At 69.6% G+C, this 16,623-nt stretch carries 12 protein-coding genes; 8 read left to right on the top strand and 4 right to left on the bottom strand.

What is annotated here, in order from left to right:
- Positions 1 to 107: 107 nt before the first annotated feature.
- The 7 genes from rhaI (at position 108) to ACZ4N5_RS21145 (ending at position 9,292) form a co-directional block, all read left to right on the top strand.
- Positions 108 to 1,268 carry an L-rhamnose isomerase gene (gene rhaI, locus ACZ4N5_RS21175; RefSeq protein WP_467758602.1) on the top strand — a complete coding sequence of 387 codons (1,161 nt, stop codon included), beginning with the start codon at positions 108 to 110 and terminating at the stop codon, positions 1,266 to 1,268.
- Positions 1,269 to 1,482: 214 nt separating this feature from the next.
- On the top strand, positions 1,483 to 3,522 hold the full coding sequence (locus ACZ4N5_RS21170) for a bifunctional aldolase/short-chain dehydrogenase (protein ID WP_467758601.1): 2,040 nt from the start codon (positions 1,483 to 1,485) through the stop codon (positions 3,520 to 3,522).
- Between the two features lie 5 nt (positions 3,523 to 3,527).
- Positions 3,528 to 4,988, top strand: a complete 1,461-nt coding sequence (locus ACZ4N5_RS21165; protein ID WP_467758600.1) for a rhamnulokinase — start codon at positions 3,528 to 3,530, stop codon at positions 4,986 to 4,988.
- Between the two features lie 223 nt (positions 4,989 to 5,211).
- Complete coding sequence (locus ACZ4N5_RS21160) at positions 5,212 to 6,027, top strand: (Fe-S)-binding protein (protein ID WP_467758599.1); 816 nt, start codon at positions 5,212 to 5,214, stop codon at positions 6,025 to 6,027.
- Positions 6,024 to 7,502 (top strand): LutB/LldF family L-lactate oxidation iron-sulfur protein, encoded by a 1,479-nt coding sequence (locus tag ACZ4N5_RS21155; protein ID WP_467758598.1) that lies wholly within the window; start codon positions 6,024 to 6,026, stop codon positions 7,500 to 7,502. Before ACZ4N5_RS21160 ends, ACZ4N5_RS21155 begins: the two co-directional genes overlap by 4 nt.
- A complete protein-coding gene (locus ACZ4N5_RS21150; protein ID WP_467758597.1) occupies positions 7,499 to 8,179 on the top strand; it encodes a LutC/YkgG family protein in 681 nt (226 codons plus the stop codon). The genes ACZ4N5_RS21155 and ACZ4N5_RS21150 overlap by 4 nt, the downstream gene beginning before the upstream one ends.
- Positions 8,180 to 8,482: 303 nt before the next feature.
- Positions 8,483 to 9,292 carry a COG4705 family protein gene (locus ACZ4N5_RS21145; RefSeq protein ID WP_467758596.1) on the top strand — a complete coding sequence of 270 codons (810 nt, stop codon included), beginning with the start codon at positions 8,483 to 8,485 and terminating at the stop codon, positions 9,290 to 9,292.
- 204 nt (positions 9,293 to 9,496) lie between these two features.
- On the opposite strand, the gene ACZ4N5_RS21140 is transcribed toward ACZ4N5_RS21145, so the two are convergent.
- From ACZ4N5_RS21140 to ACZ4N5_RS21130, 3 genes are all read right to left on the bottom strand, one after another.
- On the bottom strand, positions 9,497 to 10,249 hold the full coding sequence (locus ACZ4N5_RS21140) for an SDR family NAD(P)-dependent oxidoreductase (protein WP_467758595.1): 753 nt from the start codon (positions 10,247 to 10,249) through the stop codon (positions 9,497 to 9,499).
- Positions 10,246 to 11,718: an MFS transporter gene (locus ACZ4N5_RS21135; protein ID WP_467758594.1), complete on the bottom strand. Its 1,473-nt coding sequence runs from the start codon at positions 11,716 to 11,718 to the stop codon at positions 10,246 to 10,248. The genes ACZ4N5_RS21140 and ACZ4N5_RS21135 overlap by 4 nt, the downstream gene beginning before the upstream one ends.
- A gap of 87 nt (positions 11,719 to 11,805) precedes the next feature.
- Positions 11,806 to 12,888 (bottom strand): ferritin-like domain-containing protein, encoded by a 1,083-nt coding sequence (locus ACZ4N5_RS21130; RefSeq protein ID WP_467758593.1) that lies wholly within the window; start codon positions 12,886 to 12,888, stop codon positions 11,806 to 11,808.
- 477 nt (positions 12,889 to 13,365) lie between these two features.
- Here ACZ4N5_RS21130 and ACZ4N5_RS21125 point away from each other — a divergent pair, with 477 nt between their 5' ends.
- Entirely contained in the window at positions 13,366 to 16,398 is a 3,033-nt protein-coding gene (locus ACZ4N5_RS21125) for an ATP-binding protein (RefSeq protein WP_467758592.1), read from the top strand.
- Here ACZ4N5_RS21125 and ACZ4N5_RS21120 read toward each other — a convergent pair.
- Positions 16,387 to 16,614, bottom strand: coding sequence for a hypothetical protein (locus ACZ4N5_RS21120; protein WP_467758591.1), 228 nt, complete (start codon positions 16,612 to 16,614; stop codon positions 16,387 to 16,389). The two genes, ACZ4N5_RS21125 and ACZ4N5_RS21120, sit on opposite strands and share 12 nt — an antisense overlap.
- Positions 16,615 to 16,623 lie beyond the last annotated feature (9 nt).

Below are 16,623 nucleotides of genomic sequence, written 5' to 3'. Positions count from 1 at the left end.
GAAGCCCGCCGGCGCTTGCCGCGGGAGGTGCCCGGCGCGGCCGTCGCGAAGCGGTTCAGGAAGCCGTCGAAGAAGCCGTTCCCATTCGAAGTCGTAGGAGTCCCGAAGTGACCGAGTTCGCCGCGGTGAAGGCCGCGCTCAAGACCCAGGCCGTCGAGACGCCGTCGTGGGCGTACGGGAACTCGGGAACCCGATTCAAGGTGTTCGCGCAACCGGGCGTGCCCCGGACCCCGCAGGAGAAGCTGGACGACGCAGCCAAGGTGCACGAGTTCACCGGCGCGGCCCCGACCGTCGCGTTGCACATCCCCTGGGACAGGGTCGACGACTACGCGGCGCTGGCGAAGCACGCCGAGGAACGCGGCCTGAAGCTGGGCGCGATCAACTCCAACACCTTCCAGGACGACGACTACCGGCTCGGCTCCGTCTGCCACCCGGACGCGGCGGTGCGCCGCAAGGCCGTCGGCCACCTGCTCGAATGCGTCGACATCATGGACGCGACGGGTTCGAAGGACCTGAAGCTGTGGTTCGCCGACGGGACGAACTATCCCGGCCAGGACGACCTGCGCGAGCGCCAGGACCGGCTGTCCGAGGCCCTGGCGCAGGTCTACGCGCGGCTCGGCGACCACCAGCGGATGCTGCTGGAGTACAAGTTCTTCGAGCCCGCCTTCTACGCGACCGAAGTCCCCGACTGGGGCACCGCGTACGCGCACTGCCTCAAGCTCGGCCCCAAGGCGCAGGTCGTGGTCGACACCGGGCACCACGCCCCCGGCACCAACATCGAGTTCATCGTCGCCACGCTGCTGCGCGAGAACAAGCTCGGCGCCTTCGACTTCAACTCCCGCTTCTACGCCGACGACGACCTGATGGTGGGCGCGGCCGACCCCTTCCAGCTGTTCCGGATCATGTACGAGGTGATCCGCGGCGGCGGTTTCACCCCGGACGTGGCCTTCATGCTCGACCAGTGCCACAACATCGAGGCGAAGATCCCGGCAATCATCCGCTCGGTGATGAACGTGCAGGAGGCCACCGCCAAGGCACTCCTCGTCGACCGCGCCGCGCTCGCCGAGGCCCAGCGCAGCGGGGACGTGCTGGCCGCGAACGCGGTGGTGATGGACGCCTACAACACGGACGTACGTCCCTTGCTCGCCGAGGTCCGTACCGAGCTGGGGCTCGACCCCGACCCGGTCGCCGCGTACCACCGGTCCGGGTGGGCGGAGCGGATCGCCGCCGAGCGGGTCGGGGGGACCCAGGCGGGGTGGGGAGCCTAGCCCCCCTTGCGCAGGAGCCCGCTTCCGAGGGCGGGTTCCTCGGCGGGACGGGCTCTGCCGGGACGGCCCGCCGCGCCGCGTCTGCCCCACTCGGTGGTCCGCGGGCCGCGGGAATCGTCGTGGCCGGTCGCGCAGTTCCCCGCGCCCCTGTCGGGGCTCTTCTCCTCGGTTCGTCCCCCAGTGCACCTGCACACTCTCCTTAAGGACCTGGAACATGGCACCCCATCCCGAAGCCGCCGCTCTGCTGGCCCGGTCGCGCCGGCTCGGCGCCGATCCCCGCAACACCAACTACGCGGGCGGCAACACCTCCGCGAAGGGCACCGACACCGACCCCGTGACCGGCGGTGACGTCGAGCTGATGTGGGTGAAGGGGTCCGGCGGCGACCTCGGCACCCTCACCGAGGCCGGACTCGCGGTGCTGCGTCTCGACCGGCTCCGGGCGATGACCGAGGTGTACCCGGGCGTCGAGCGCGAGGACGAGATGGTCGCCGCGTTCGACTACTGCCTGCACGGCAAGGGCGGCGCCGCGCCGTCCATCGACACGGCGATGCACGGGCTCGTCGACGCGCCGCACGTCGACCATCTGCACCCCGACTCGGGGATCGCGCTCGCCTGCGCGGCCGACGGGGAGAAGCTGACCGCCGAGTGCTTCGGCGACAGTGTGGTGTGGGTTCCGTGGCGTCGGCCGGGATTCCAGCTGGGACTGGACATCGCGTCGGTCAAGGAGGCCAACCCGGGGGCCGTCGGCTGTGTCCTCGGCGGCCATGGCATCACCGCGTGGGGCGCCACCGCCGAGGAGTGCGAGCGCAACTCGCTGCACATCATCCGCACCGCCGAGGCCTTCCTCGCCGACCGCGGGAAGGCGGAGCCGTTCGGGCCCGTCGTCGAGGGGTATGAGGCTCTCGCCCCGGCGGACCGCCGCGAGCGGGCCGCCGCGCTCGCGCCGCACATCCGGGCCATCGCCTCCCAGGACCGCCCTCAGGTCGGCCACTTCACCGACTCCGACGAGGTGCTCGACTTCCTCGCACGCGCCGGACACCGAAGGCTCGCGGCGTTCGGCACCTCGTGCCCGGACCATTTCCTGCGCACCAAGGTCAGGCCGCTCGTCCTCGACCTGCCGCCGGCCGCCTCCCTCGACGAAGCGCTCGCCCGGCTGGCGGAGCTGCACGCCGAGTACCGCGTGGAGTACGCGGCCTACTACGAGCGGCACGCGCTGCCCGACTCCCCCGCGATGCGCGGCGCGGACCCGGCGATCGTGCTGGTCCCCGGAGTCGGCATGTTCTCCTTCGGCAAGGACAAGCAGACGGCACGGGTGGCGGGCGAGTTCTACGTCAACGCGATCAACGTGATGCGGGGCGCCGAGGGCGTCTCGACGTACGCGCCGATCGAGGAGTCGGAGAAGTTCCGCATCGAGTACTGGGCTCTCGAGGAGGCCAAGCTCCAGCGGATGCCGAAGCCCAAGCCCCTCGCCACCCGGGTCGCCCTGGTGACGGGCGCGGGCAGCGGGATCGGCAGGGCCATCGCCGAACGGCTGGTGGCGGAGGGCGCGTGTGTCGTCGTCGCGGACCTGAACGCCGAGGGCGCCGAACGGGTCGCCGCAGAACTCGGCGGTCCCGACAAGGCCGTCGCCGTCGGCGTGGACGTCACCTCCGAGGAGCAGATCGCCGACGCCTTCAAGGCGGCGGTGCTGGCCTTCGGCGGTGTCGACCTGGTGGTCAACAACGCCGGCATCTCCATCTCCAAGCCGCTGCTGGAGACCACCGCCAAGGACTGGGACCTCCAGCACGACATCATGGCCCGCGGCTCCTTCCTCGTCTCGCGCGAGGCGGCCCGGGTGATGATCGCGCAGCGACTGGGCGGCGACATCGTCTACATCGCGTCCAAGAACGCCGTCTTCGCCGGCCCCAACAACATCGCCTACTCCGCGACCAAGGCCGACCAGGCACACCAAGTACGGCTGCTGGCAGCCGAGTTGGGCGCGCATGGCATCCGGGTCAACGGCGTCAACCCCGACGGGGTCGTGCGCGGCTCGGGCATCTTCGCGGGCGGCTGGGGCGCGCAGCGGGCGGCGACGTACGGCATCGAGGAGGAGAAGCTCGGCGAGTTCTACGCCCAACGGACCATCCTCAAGCGGGAAGTGCTTCCGGAGCATGTCGCGAACGCCGTGTTCGCCCTCACGGGCGGGGACCTGACGCACACCACGGGGCTGCACGTCCCGGTCGACGCCGGCGTCGCCGCCGCGTTCCTGCGATGACGTCCATGAGCGCCCCGCACACCCACGCCGCGCACACCTACGCAGCGGTCGACCTCGGCGCGTCCAGCGGACGTGTCATGGTCGGCCGCGTCGGCCCGGACACGCTCGATCTGACCGAGGCGCACCGCTTCCCGAACCGGCCGGTCCGGGTCCCCGAGGGGCTGCGCTGGGACATCCTCGCGCTGTACGCGGGGGTCCTCGACGGACTGCGCGCGGCCGGGCAGGTCGACTCCGTCGGCATCGACAGCTGGGCGGTGGACTACGGCCTGCTGGACGCGGACGGGGCACTGCTCGGCAACCCGGTGCACTACCGCGACGCCCGCACGGAGGGCGTCGCGGAGAAGGTGTGGGCGAGCGTGCCCGCCGCCGAACTGTACGCGGCGACGGGGTTGCAGTACGCGCCCTTCAACACCCTCTATCAGCTGGCGGCCGCCCGCTCCTCCGCCCAACTCGCCTCAGCCAAGCGCCTGTTGCTCATCCCGGATCTGCTGGCGTACTGGCTCACCGGCGAGGCGGGCACCGAGCTCACCAACGCCTCCACCACCCAGTTGATCGATCCGCGGACCCGCGACTGGTCGTACGGTCTCGCGGAACGGCTCGGCATCGACCTCGGGCTGTTCGCACCGCTGCGCCGTCCCGGCGACCCGGCCGGGACACTGCTGCCGCGGGTGCTGGAGGAGACCGGGACGACCGGACCGGTGCCGGTGACGACGGTCGGTTCGCACGACACCGCCTCCGCGGTGGCCGCCGTCCCCGCGACCGGGGAGCGGTTCGCGTACATCTGCACCGGCACGTGGTCCCTGGCGGGCCTGGAGCTGGACGCTCCCGTCCTCACCGAGGCGAGCCGGGCCGCCAACTTCACCAACGAGCTCGGCCTGGACGGCACGGTCCGCTATCTGCGCAACATCATGGGCCTGTGGCTGCTCCAGGAGTGCGTACGCGAATGGGGCCACCCCGATCTGGGGGAGCTCCTCACGGCCGCCGCCGGGGTGGCGCCGCTGCGCTCCGTCGTGGACGCGGGCGACGCGGCGTTCCTCGCGCCGGGCCGGATGCCGTCGCGGATCGCGGAGGCCTGCCGGGCCTCGGGGCAGCCGGGGCCCGAGTCCCGCGCCGAGATCACCCGCTGCATCCTCGACTCCCTCGCGCTCGCGCACCGACGGGCGATCGAGCAGGCACAGTCCCTGGCCGGCCATCCGGTCGACGTCGTGCACATCGTCGGCGGCGGCACCCGCAACGAGCTGTTGTGCCGGCTCACCGCCGACGCCTGCGGTCTGCCGGTCGTGGCGGGACCGGCGGAGGCGGCCGCGCTCGGCAACGTCCTCGTCCAGGCGCGGGCGCACCGACTGGTCGGCGACCGCACCGAGATGCGCGCGCTGGTGGCGCGCACCCAGCCGCTCCGCCGCTACGAGCCGCGGGGCGACACGGCGGCGTGGCGCGCGGCCGAGGCGAGGCTCGGCACACCGTGAAGCGCACATCGCGGCGCACACCTGTGAAACCGACATGCGGCGCACACCGTGAAGCGCACATGCGGCGGACAGGCGGCGCACATCGTGAACCGTCCGCCGTGAAGCGCATCGTGAAACGCGCCGCGAAAACGCGCCGTCCGTACGGCGGGCGCGCGCTGCCTCCCCGGCCGCGCACCCGCCGCGTACCCTGCACCCATCCGATGACCGAGACCAAGGAGCCGCGATGCGTGTCGCCCTGTTCCTGACCTGTGTCAACGACACGCTGTATCCGGACACCGGCCGCGCCGTGGTGAAACTGCTGACCAAACTGGGTGTCGACGTCGATTTCCCGATGGGGCAGACCTGTTGCGGGCAGGCGCACTACAACACCGGGTACCGCCATGAGGCCGAGCCGCTCGCCCGGCATTTCTCCGATGTCTTCGGGGAGTACGAGGCGATCGTGACACCGTCCGGATCGTGCGGGGCGATGGTGCGGGAGCTGTATCCACGGATGGGCGAACGGGCCCGCGCGGAGGGGCGCGGCGACACCCTGGCCAGGACCCTGGCGCCGGTCGTGCCGAAGACGTACGAGCTCACCGAGTTCCTTGTCGACGTCCTCGGTGTGACGGACGTCGGGGCGTACTACCCGCACACGGTGACCTATCACCCCACCTGTCACGGCCTGCGGAGCCTGGGGCTCGGCGACCGGCCGCGCCGACTGCTCCAGGCCGTCAAGGGACTTGAGCTGCGGGAGCTGCCCGGCGCCGACGAGTGCTGCGGCTTCGGCGGCACCTTCGCCGTCAAGAACCCCGATGTCTCCGCGGCGATGGGCGCCGACAAGGTGCGCAACGCCGAGTCGACGGGCGCCGAGGTGCTGTGCGCCGCCGACAACTCGTGTCTGATGCACATCGGCGGCACGATGGGCCGCCTCAGGACGGACATGCGGCCGGTGCACATCGCGGAGATCCTGGCGAGCACGGAAGCGGGCGCGGAAGCGAGACCAGAAACGAGACCGGAAGCCGGCACGGGAGCGAGCACGGAAGAGGAGCCGAGCGCATGAGTGGAACGTTCGTCGGAATGCCGGCCTTTCCGAAGGCCGCGCACGAGGCCGTGAACAACGCCACCCTGCGCGGCAATCTGCGGCACGCCACCCACACCATCCGCGCCAAGCGGGCCAAGGCCGTCGCCGAGGTCTCCGACTGGGCGGAGCTGCGTGAGGCGGGCAAACGGATCAAGGACCACACGCTCCGTCATCTCGACCGCTATCTCGTGCAGTTGGAGGAGTCGGTGACCGCGGCCGGTGGTGTCGTGCACTGGGCCGCCGATGCCGAGGAGGCCAACCGGATCGTCACGGCCGTGGTCGAGATGACCGGCGAGAGCGAGGTCGTCAAGGTCAAGTCGATGGCCACCCAGGAGATCGGGCTCAACGAGGCCCTGGAGGCCGCGGGCATCCACGCGTACGAGACCGATCTCGCCGAACTCATCGTGCAGTTGGGCAAGGACCGGCCGTCGCACATCCTCGTCCCGGCGATCCACCGCAACCGCGGCGAGATCCGTGACATCTTCGTCCGCGAGATGGGCGCGTGGGGCCGCCCGGCGCCCGAGGGGCTCACCGACACGCCCGCCGAACTGGCCGAGGCGGCGCGTCTGCATCTGCGCGAGAAGTTCCTGCGCGCCAAGGTCGGCATCTCCGGCGCCAACTTCATGGTCGCCGAGACCGGCACCCTCGTGGTCGTCGAGTCCGAGGGCAACGGCCGGATGTGCCTGACGCTCCCCGAGACCCTGATCTCCGTCGTCGGCATCGAGAAGATCGTGCCGAGCTGGCGGGACCTGGAGGTGTTCCTCCAGACGCTCCCCCGCTCCTCGACGGCCGAGCGCATGAACCCGTACACCTCGATGTGGACGGGCACCACGGACGGGGACGGTCCCCAGACCTTCCATCTGGTCCTGCTGGACAACGGCCGCACCGACACGCTCGCCGACGAGGTCGGCCGCCAGGCGCTGCGCTGCATCCGCTGCTCGGCGTGTCTGAATGTCTGCCCGGTGTACGAGCGGGCGGGCGGCCACGCCTACGGCTCGGTCTACCCGGGCCCGATCGGCGCGATCCTCAGCCCGCAACTCCGGGGCACCGCGAGCGAGATCGACGCCTCACTGCCGTACGCCTCCTCGTTGTGCGGGGCCTGCTACGAGGTCTGCCCGGTCGCCATCGACATCCCGGAAGTCCTCGTTCATCTGCGGGAACGGATCGCGCAGGGCGGCCCGGCGACGCGGGACGGCAACACGGTCGTACTGAAGCCGGCCAAGGGGCACGCCGCCGAGCGGGCGGCGATGCGCGCGGCGCGATGGGCGTTCAGCCACCCCGGCGCACTGCGCACCGGGCAGCGGCTGGCGTCCCGGACCCGCCGCTTCCACCCGCGGACCCTGCCGGGCCCCGGCCGGGCGTGGAGCGAGACCCGCGATCTGCCCGCGGTCCCGGCGGAGTCGTTCCGCGACTGGTGGCAGCGCACGCGGGGCGGAAAGGACACGACGAAGTGAGCAGCAGGGATCTGATCCTCGGCCGGGTGCGGCGGGCCCTCGCGGACGTCCCCCGGGACGACACTCCCCCGGCGCCTGAACGGCCTGGCCGGGACCCCCAGTACGAGCAGGCCGTCGACCGGAGTTATCTGCGCGAGCACGGTGCGCGGAGTGTCGCGGAGACGGTGGACCTGCTCGCGGAGAACCTGGCGGACTACCGGGCGATCGTGCACCGCGCGACCGACGAGGAGCTGCCGTACGTCATCATGCGGCTGCTCGCCGAACGCGGACCTCAGTATGTGCTCGTGCCGCCCGGGCTCCCGCCGGAGTGGATGTCTGCGGCGGATCCCACCCGGGTCCACGACCGTGCCGTGAGCACGCCCCGTGAGCTCGACAAGGTGGCGAGCGTGGTGACCGGCTGCGCCGTCGCCATCGCCGAGACCGGCACGATCGTCCTCGACGGCGGTCCGGACCAGGGCCGCCGTCGGATCACCCTGATCCCGGACCACCACATCTGCGTCGTCCGGGTTCCCGGCCAGGTGGTGGCCTCCGTACCGCAGGCCATGGAACGCCTCGATCCGGCGCGTCCGCTGACCTGGATCTCCGGTCCCTCGGCCACCAGCGACATCGAGCTGGACCGGGTCGAGGGGGTGCACGGTCCGCGCACCCTGGAGGTGGTGCTGGTGAGCGGCGAGTGACGGGCGCGGTTTACGCGCGGCGGGTTGCCGGGACCGGTTCCGGGGGACACTCTCGGCACGTCCGGGGGGACACTCGCGAGACCTGCGGGCCGACCCGGGGCCCGCCGCCGCACTTGGCACGGGCGAGCCGCGCGCGACCTCTCTTCGTATCACCGGGATCATGGCGCCGACCAGGCATTCCGCCGGGCCGTTCAGGTTGTGTTCAGGCTCGTCGGGACTCCTGGCAAGTCCTGCTCCAGAAGCTTCCAAGCGATGGCAAAGCCCTCTGTGGCAGGGCCGGTCGGCCGTGTCATTGTGCGGGTCATGAGCACCGAGCACCTCACCCGTCACTCTCGAAGCGCCCCGCCTGTCGCCGTCCTGGCGAGCAAGGTCCCGGAAGTCACGTTGTACTTCTGGGTGATCAAGGTGCTGACCACTGGAATGGGCGAGACGGCCTCCGACTTCCTGGCCCACTGGATCGGGCCCATTCCCGCCGTCGGGCTCGGCGGGCTGGCTCTCACGGCGTCGCTGGCACTCCAGTTCGCCGTACGCCGTTATGTGGCCTGGATCTACTGGACCGCGATCGTCATGGTCAGCGTGTTCGGCACGATGGCCGCGGATGTGCTCCATGTCGGGCTCGGTGTTCCGTACGCGATCTCCACGCCGCTCTTCCTGGTCGCGCTGGGCGCCGTGTTCGCCGTCTGGTACGCCAGTGAGCGCACGCTCTCCATCCACAGCATCCGCACCCGCCGCCGCGAGGCCTTCTACTGGGCCACCGTGCTCGCCACCTTCGCGCTCGGCACCGCGGCCGGAGACCTCTCCGCCACCATCGGCCTCGGCTACCTGGGCTCGGCCGTCCTGTACGCCGTCGCCATCGCGGTCCCGGCCATCGCCCACCGATGGGGTTCCCTGAACGCGGTCGCCGCCTTCTGGACCGCGTACGTCATCACGCGCCCGCTCGGCGCGTCGGTCGCCGACTGGATGGCCCTCAGCCACGCACGCGGCGGTCTCGCGCTCGGCCTCGGCCCGGTCACCGCGTCCTGGACCGTCGCCATCGTCGGCTTCGTCGCGTACCTGGCGCTGTCCCGGCGCGACATCCCGAACGACTCGGCCGGGACGGCCGAAACCGTCTGATCAGACATACACGGGGTTCCGTGCCGCGCCCCTCGGTTCGAGGCGAACCGAGGGGCGCGGTGCCGTCCCGCTCTCCCGTCGCCAAGTGCTCGCGGTTCGCGAACCTCGGCAAGGCCATCGGGGTGTTGGCGGACACCTACGACGAGAAGAAGGCGACCCCAGGGTGCAGCCCTCGTGGAGTCATCGTCCTATGACGGTCGCCGCTCACCAGTGGGCGACGCCCTCCTCCGTGACGAAGGCACGGTCGGGCAGTTGATCGGGGGCCGCGGTGGCGAAGCGCACAACGGTCCGCGCACCCTCCTGAACCGTTCTCGTACCCGCGAAGTTGTTCATGTCGGTCGCGACGTAACCGGGGGAGACCGCGCAGACGGTGACGCCCGAATCCCTCAACTGGTCGGCGAGAAGCACCGAGGTCATGTTCAGTGCCACCTTGGACGCACAGTAGGGAATGAGGTCCGCCCGTCCCACCGGACCGCCACCCGCGGCCCGTGCGAAGGTGGCCAGGGCACTGGTCAGGTTCACCACCCGGCCCCCCGCCCTGCGCAGTGCGGGCAGCAACGCCTGGGTGAGCGCGAACGGTCCCACGAAGTTCGTCTCGAGCGTGCTCCTCAACGTGTCTACTCCTATGCGGTCCAGAGGCGGGCGTTCCCCCCGGACCAATCCGCTCACTCCCGCGTTGTTGACGAGGATGTCGAGCCGGCCGAAGGACGCGTCGACGAGCTCGGCGACCGAACGGATCGATTTCTCCTCGGTCACATCCAGCCGTGCGAATCGGACGGCACCGCCCTCGGCCTCGAGTTCGGCCGCGGCGGCCCTGCCCGACTCCTCGTCCCGGGCGGTCAGCAGCACGCTCGTCCCCAGCGCCGCGAGCTGTCGGCTGATCTCCTTGCCGAGCCCTCTGTTGGCACCGGTCACCAGGGCGGTGCGCCGTGGTTCGTACTGGCCGGACTCCGTCATCCACGGCTCCGTTCCTCGGCGGCCGCCGACGCCGTCCCGCCCTTGGCGGCGGCGCCGGCCGCCGTCTGCGGCGGCGGGGTGAGACGCAGCCAGAACAGACTGATGACCAGGGCCACGCCGACGGCGATGGTGGAGAAGACGAAGACGCCCGTATACGGGTCGAGGCTCGTGCCGCCGCCGTCCTCGGTGCGCTGCTGCATGATCACCGCCAGTGCCGCGATGCCGAGCGCGCCGCCGAATTGCCGTGCGGTGGTGTTCATACCACTTGCCGCGGCGAACCGGGTGGGCGGGGCGCTCAGCGCCGCCGCGGCCGAGGTCCCCATCGTGACGGCTCCCATGGCGATGCCGGCCAGGCAGCCCGCAGGCAGCCAGAAGGTCAGGAACGACGGGGTGCCGGTGAGCCCGAAGACCAGCCAGAGGCCGCACGCCTCGAAGATCAGCAGCCCGGACAGCGTGACGACTCGGGGTCCTCCCAGTCGCGGAGCGAGCCGGCTCATCGCCAGCGCGGCGACGGAGGCCGCGACCGCGCCCGGTGTCATGGCGAAGCCCGCCTTGAGTTCGGAGTAGTGCCAGGAGCCGGTCAGGTAGAGCACGCTGACCAACAGCCACGGGTACTGCGCCATACCGTAGAGAAGCGAGACCACATTCGTGACGGCAAAGGAGCGATTGCCCAGCAGAGAGGTCTCGAGGGCAGGCACCGGATGGTTCCTGGAGCGCAGCACGGCGCCGACCGCGAGGGCGGCTCCGCCCACCAGACAGGCCAGAGTCCTGCCGTCCCACCAGCCCCAGGTGCCGCCCTCCGTGACTCCCAGGGTCATCACACCGACCGCGAGAGCGACCATCAGGGTGCCCAGCGGGTCCGGAATCCGCCTCTCCTCCGAGCCCGCCGCACGGGGCAGCAGCCGTACGGCCGCGAAGATCAGCAGGACACCGAAGGGGAGGTTGACGTAGAACACCGAGCGCCAGCCGAACAGATCGACCAGCACCCCGCCGACGCTGGGGCCGACCGCCGCGGCGAACGCCGAGGCCGCGCTCCACACACCGATCGACCTCACCCGTTGGTCCGTCGGCCCGTCGAGGAGCAGGATGGCCAGCGAGGCCGGGATCATCGCCGCGGCGCCGGCCCCCTGCAGTGCGCGGGTCGCGATGAGGACCGGAAGACTGGGCGCGAGACCGCACAACAGCGAGGCCCCGGTGAAGATCCCGATGCCGAGCAGGAACAGTCGTCGCCGGCCCAGTACGTCCGACAGCCGGCCGGCCGGCACCAGGAGTGCCGCGAAGAACACCGCGTACGCGCTGATGACCCAGGAGAGGTCGGGTAACGAGGCGGTGGCGAAGTCCTTGGAGAGATCCGGCACTGCCAGGTTGGTGACCGTTGAGTCGAGCATCGCGAGAAAGGTGCCCCCGGACGCCGTCAAGGTCACCGCGAGGAAGCCCAGCCGCTTGCGCGCCGGTTCGGAAGTCGTCACTACTCAATGCTCCTGAGGAAGCTGGATGGGGAAGGGCTGGATGCGGAAGGCCTGGATCCGGCCTGGGGGTATGGGGGATGCGCGGCGTCAGGCCTCGTCGCCGCCCCTTTTGATCACCTGCTCGACCTGCTCGATTCGGCTGCGGTCGAGGTCGCTCGCGATCTTCTCGTCCTGCTCCATCAAGGACTCGACGTCGTGATGCTCGTAGCCGATGATTCCCATCTCGGAGAACGCATGCCGCATCTTCGGTCCGAAGATTCCGATGTCCTTGAGCGTCGGCACGATCCGGGAGAAGAGATGGCTACGGAAGGCGCGAAAATGCTCGGAGTTGCGCATGAATTCGATGCATTCATCCGAGTCGATGTCCAGATTGCGCCAGACTTCTTCCCCGACGAACCGCTCCTGCATCAGGTAGCACGCCTCGATGCAGAACTCCTCGCGCTCGTCCCGTTCCGCCTGGGTGAGTTCGGGGTAGTAGTCGCGCAGGGCGAGCCGACCGAATGCGACGTGCCGGGCCTCGTCCTGCATCACATAGGTGTTGAGCGCCTGGGCCAACGGCTCCGTGGCATTGTCCCGGATCAGTCCGAACGCGGCCAGCGCCAAACCCTCGATGAGAACCTGCATACCCAGATACGTCATGTCCCAGCGTGCGTCGGATATGACGTCGTCGAGGATGGACTTGAGACTGGAATTGATCGGGTAGGCAAGCCCCAATTTCTCCCTGAGGTAGCGCGAGTAGACCTCGACGTGCCGGGCCTCGTCCATCACCTGGGTTGCCGCGTAGAACTTGGAGTCGAGATCGGGCACCGTGTGCACGATTTTGGAGGAACAGATCAGCGCGCCCTGCTCGCCGTGCAGGAACTGCGAGAACTGCCAGGAGGCGAGGTGATGGCGTATGACGCCCTTGTCCTTCTGGCTGAGCTTGCTCCACACCCGGGACCCGTAAATGGCGATGGTCTGTTCCGGCACGCCCATGGGGTTGTCGAGGTCGATGTCGATCGACCAGTCGAGACGCTCGGCCGCGTCCCACTGCTTCTGCTTGCCTTTCTCGTACAGGCTCAGCAGCCGGTCGCGGCCTTCGTCGTATTCCCAGTCGAATACCGTCGTCCCGCCACCGGGGACCTGCCACCGCGTCTGGTCGATCGGAAGTGCATACATTCGCGTGCTCACGCGTTCCTCCAAACAGCGACGGCCCCGCACTCGGACACAGCAGGTGCACGGGACAGAGGAAGTACGCGCCAAGTCTGGCCTCTTCGGGGCTCCCTAGGCACTGGGGATAACCCTGGGCAGGGGGGCAGGGTCGACCGGCCTCCCCGCGCCCCGGTCGGCCCGAATCCCCTGCATCCGGGCGCCGGCCGCCCTCCGCGCCGGCGGCGCTCCACCGCCGAGGCGCCACGACACGAACAAGACACCCGCAGTCGATCTACCGCACAGCCTCCGGGAATCAGTCACTCATTCGATGAGTTCCGGTCAACGTCCACACCTCGGGCCCCGTAAAAGGGTTGCCAAGTACGGCGCACGACCTAGAGGTTTCAGGAGTGATCGGCAATCCGCCGTCACGGGGACGCCTGTTCGACCACCCGTCCGTGCTGCTAACGTGCCAAGCGGAGTGTACGAATCACGGGGGTGCGGTCCACCACGCCATGGATGTGCACCTTTCGGCACTACGGGGGGACGATGGCACGTACAGACCGCAATCCACGTCAGTCCACTATTTCACCCGATTCCGAGGCGTGGGGTACCGCAGACTCTGCACCCACGCCCGCACAAACAGAGACGCTTTTCGGTCGGCAAGACGTCTTGAATACGCTGAGCAGTGCTCTCCGTCAGACAGGGCCACGGCAGCCAGTCGCCCGGCTTGTCAAAATAACCGGAGATCCAGGCGTTGGCAAGACAGCGGTATTGGGAAGGTTCGCCGGCATCGCCCGGTCCGGAAACTCCCGTGTATTCACCGGCCGAGTCGATGGACGTGATGACGAAGCGCCATTCAGTCTGTTTTCGGACGCATTCAACGACCAGCACGATCTCGTGCGCGCGGCAGTGGAGCGACTGCCGCCCTGGCAGCGCGAGGAGTTGATCACAACTCTCCGGCTGACCATGGGATTCGACCGAGAAGGTGTGACCGACGCCGTGAAGTGCACGGCGCAGACCGGCTTCCGCTCCGTGCGTGGTTTTCTGGAACAGCTCGCAGCACCCAGGCTGGTTCTCGTCCTTGACGATTGCCATGTCACCGATCCGGCGTCCGTCGAACTCCTGGCGAGTCTGCTGCGCAGACCACCACAGGCTCCGGTGCTGTTCGTGCTCGCCTATCGGAATCGACAGGCGACCCCGCGACTGCAGGCGGCCCTACGCGGCCGGTCCGAGCAGATGGTCGTCGACCATATACACCTGGAACCGCTCCCGGAAGAGGAAGCGGAAGAAATGCTGGCCGGTGAGGCCACGGCATTCAACCGACGGCACCTGTACCGGGAGAGCGAGGGGAACCCGGGATATCTGAAGGCGCTCATTTCCGAACAGCCGGTCTTCACCACACGCGACGATCTGTCCCGGTTGCACCAGACACCGCGCTTCGGCAACTACGCCCGGTATACCGAGGAGTTGGCCTCCCTGCGGCCCGAGATGAGAGAAGTCGCGGATGCCGCCGCAATCATCGGCCACGAGTTCGAAGCCGGGCTGCTCACGCAGATGCTGGGCCGGAACGAGACCGAAGTGCTGGGCACCATCGGCGAGTTGATCCGGCGGGACCTGGTCCACCCGGTGGTGCGCGGCCAGTACTTCGCCTTCCGTCACCCGGTGGTCCACCGGGCCATCTACAACCACAGTGAACTGAGTTGGCGTGTGGACATGCACCTCCGCGCCGACGAAGCCCTGTGTACACGGGGCGCCTCGCCCTTCGAGCGCGCCCCGCATGTGGAGCAGTGGATCAGACACGGCGATCTCGCCGCCGTCGACATACTCGACGAAGCGGCCCGCGCCGTGGCCTTCACCGATCCCGGCAAGGCATCGGCCTGGCTCACCACCGCTCTGCGGGCCCTCCCGCAGCAACCCCGTTTCGAGGCTCAACGGGCCAGGATGATGATCCTGCTCGCGGAGGCCCGAGGGGCGACGGGCCAACTGCGGGAGTGTCGCGACCTGATGCATGAAGCACTGAGCATCCTGCCCAGGGATCCGGTCGCCCAGCACGCCGAAGCCGTGGCCTTCGTCGCGATGGTGCAACGGCTGCTCGGGGGCCGCGAGGAGACCGATGCCATGCTGCGCCTGGAGCTCGCCGCTCTCGGCAGCGAGGACGCCCTGGTCCGCGCCTCACTGAAGTTCGAGATAGCCGCCGGACAGCTGCACAGCGGCGATCCACTGGGCTGTTACCAGTGGGCGCAGGAGGCACTGGCCGTGGTCGAGCGGCACGGGCACCGCCCCTTGCAGGCATCGTGCCTCGGCCTGATGGCGATGGCCAACACCGCCAACGGGCACACGGAACTCGCCTACGAGCTGCTCCGACAGGCGACCACGATCCTGGACGGGATGCTGGACAGCGAGCTCGCGCAGAGCCTGGACGCGGTGATGTGGATCGGCTGGAGCGAGGTGTTGCTCGAACGCTGGGACGAAGCACTCCGGCACTTCGAAAAAGGGGTCGGCTTCGCCATGCGCAGCGGATACCGGTTGTTCCTGCCGCATCTGCTGGCCGGCAAGGCGTTCGTACTGCGCGACCGGGGCAAGCTCACCGAGGCACACGTCGCCGTCGAGCACGCGGTCTACCTCGCCGAGCGCACGGACAGTCCGGAAGAACTCGTCAACGCCTACGCGGTGCGCGGATACGTGGACATCGCTCTCGGCGATCTCGACAGCGCGCTGCAGAACTCCTTCGCCGCCACCCTGCAGCCCCGGCACTCGGCCAGCGGCTGGAAGGAAGCGCTCGCCCTGCGGATCCTGGGTGAGGCGAGGTTGCTCAACGGCGACCACGAGGGGTGCCTGGCTCTTGTCACCGACGCCGGCGGACCGGACCTGCCGACCGCCGACGCCGGTTCTCGGGTCGCCTGGTACGAGTTGCTGGTCCGGGCGGAACTCACCGCGGGCCGGCCGGAGCGGGCGGAGGAGTGGGTGCAGCGGGCCGTGCACGCGGCGGAACTCCTCGGTCAGCCCGGCCGTATGGCTCTGGCGACGCTGGCCCAGGCGCAGGTGCTCCTGCGTCAGAAACCGGAAGCGGCCCTGGCTCCCGCGCAGGATGCCGCGGGGGGACTGGAGGAGGCGGGCCGGGTGATCGACGCGCTGCGCGCTCGCCTGATCGTAGGGCTCGCCCTGTGGCACGAGGGCCGATTCGACGACGCGGCAAAGGAGTTGAAGGCGACCCAGCTGGCCTGCGAGCAACTGGGAGCCACCGTTCTGGCGCGACAGGCGCGCGTCGAGCGCCGCAGGTTGGCGGCGCGTGCTCCGCACGCCAGGAGCACCGATCCGGAGAGCTGCGTGATCGCCCTGACCGGCCGGGAGCAGCAGATCGCCGCGCTCGTGAGCAGCGGGCTGACCAACCGGTTGATCGCCAAGAGGCTGCACATCGCGGAGAAGACGGTGGAGATGCATCTGTCCAACGTGTTCGCCAAGCTCGGTGTGTCGAACCGGGCGGCGGTCGCCGCGGCGGTGGCCCGCGACGACTCGGACGCCTTGCCCGACGGCGCCTCAGACCAGTGACATGACGGGGTTCACAGGGACGGACCCGCTTGCCGGTCCGTCCTGCCCGAGATGTCCGGTCGGCAGGCCGCATCGCGGGCAGTGCAGGTCGTCCGCAACCGCAGCCGGGCTGTCCTGCCCGCCGGGCACACCCATGCCGGGACCGAGCGGAATCCCGGCGGTGATCCCGATGAGCGCCCGCAGCTGTGCGTTCAGCCCCTCACGTACGTGCGCCATGTGATCAGT

The organism is Streptomyces sp. NPDC026500 (assembly GCF_055567635.1).
The sequence above is the reverse complement of the archived record's forward strand: the minus strand, read 5'-3'. Positions and strand labels throughout refer to the sequence as shown.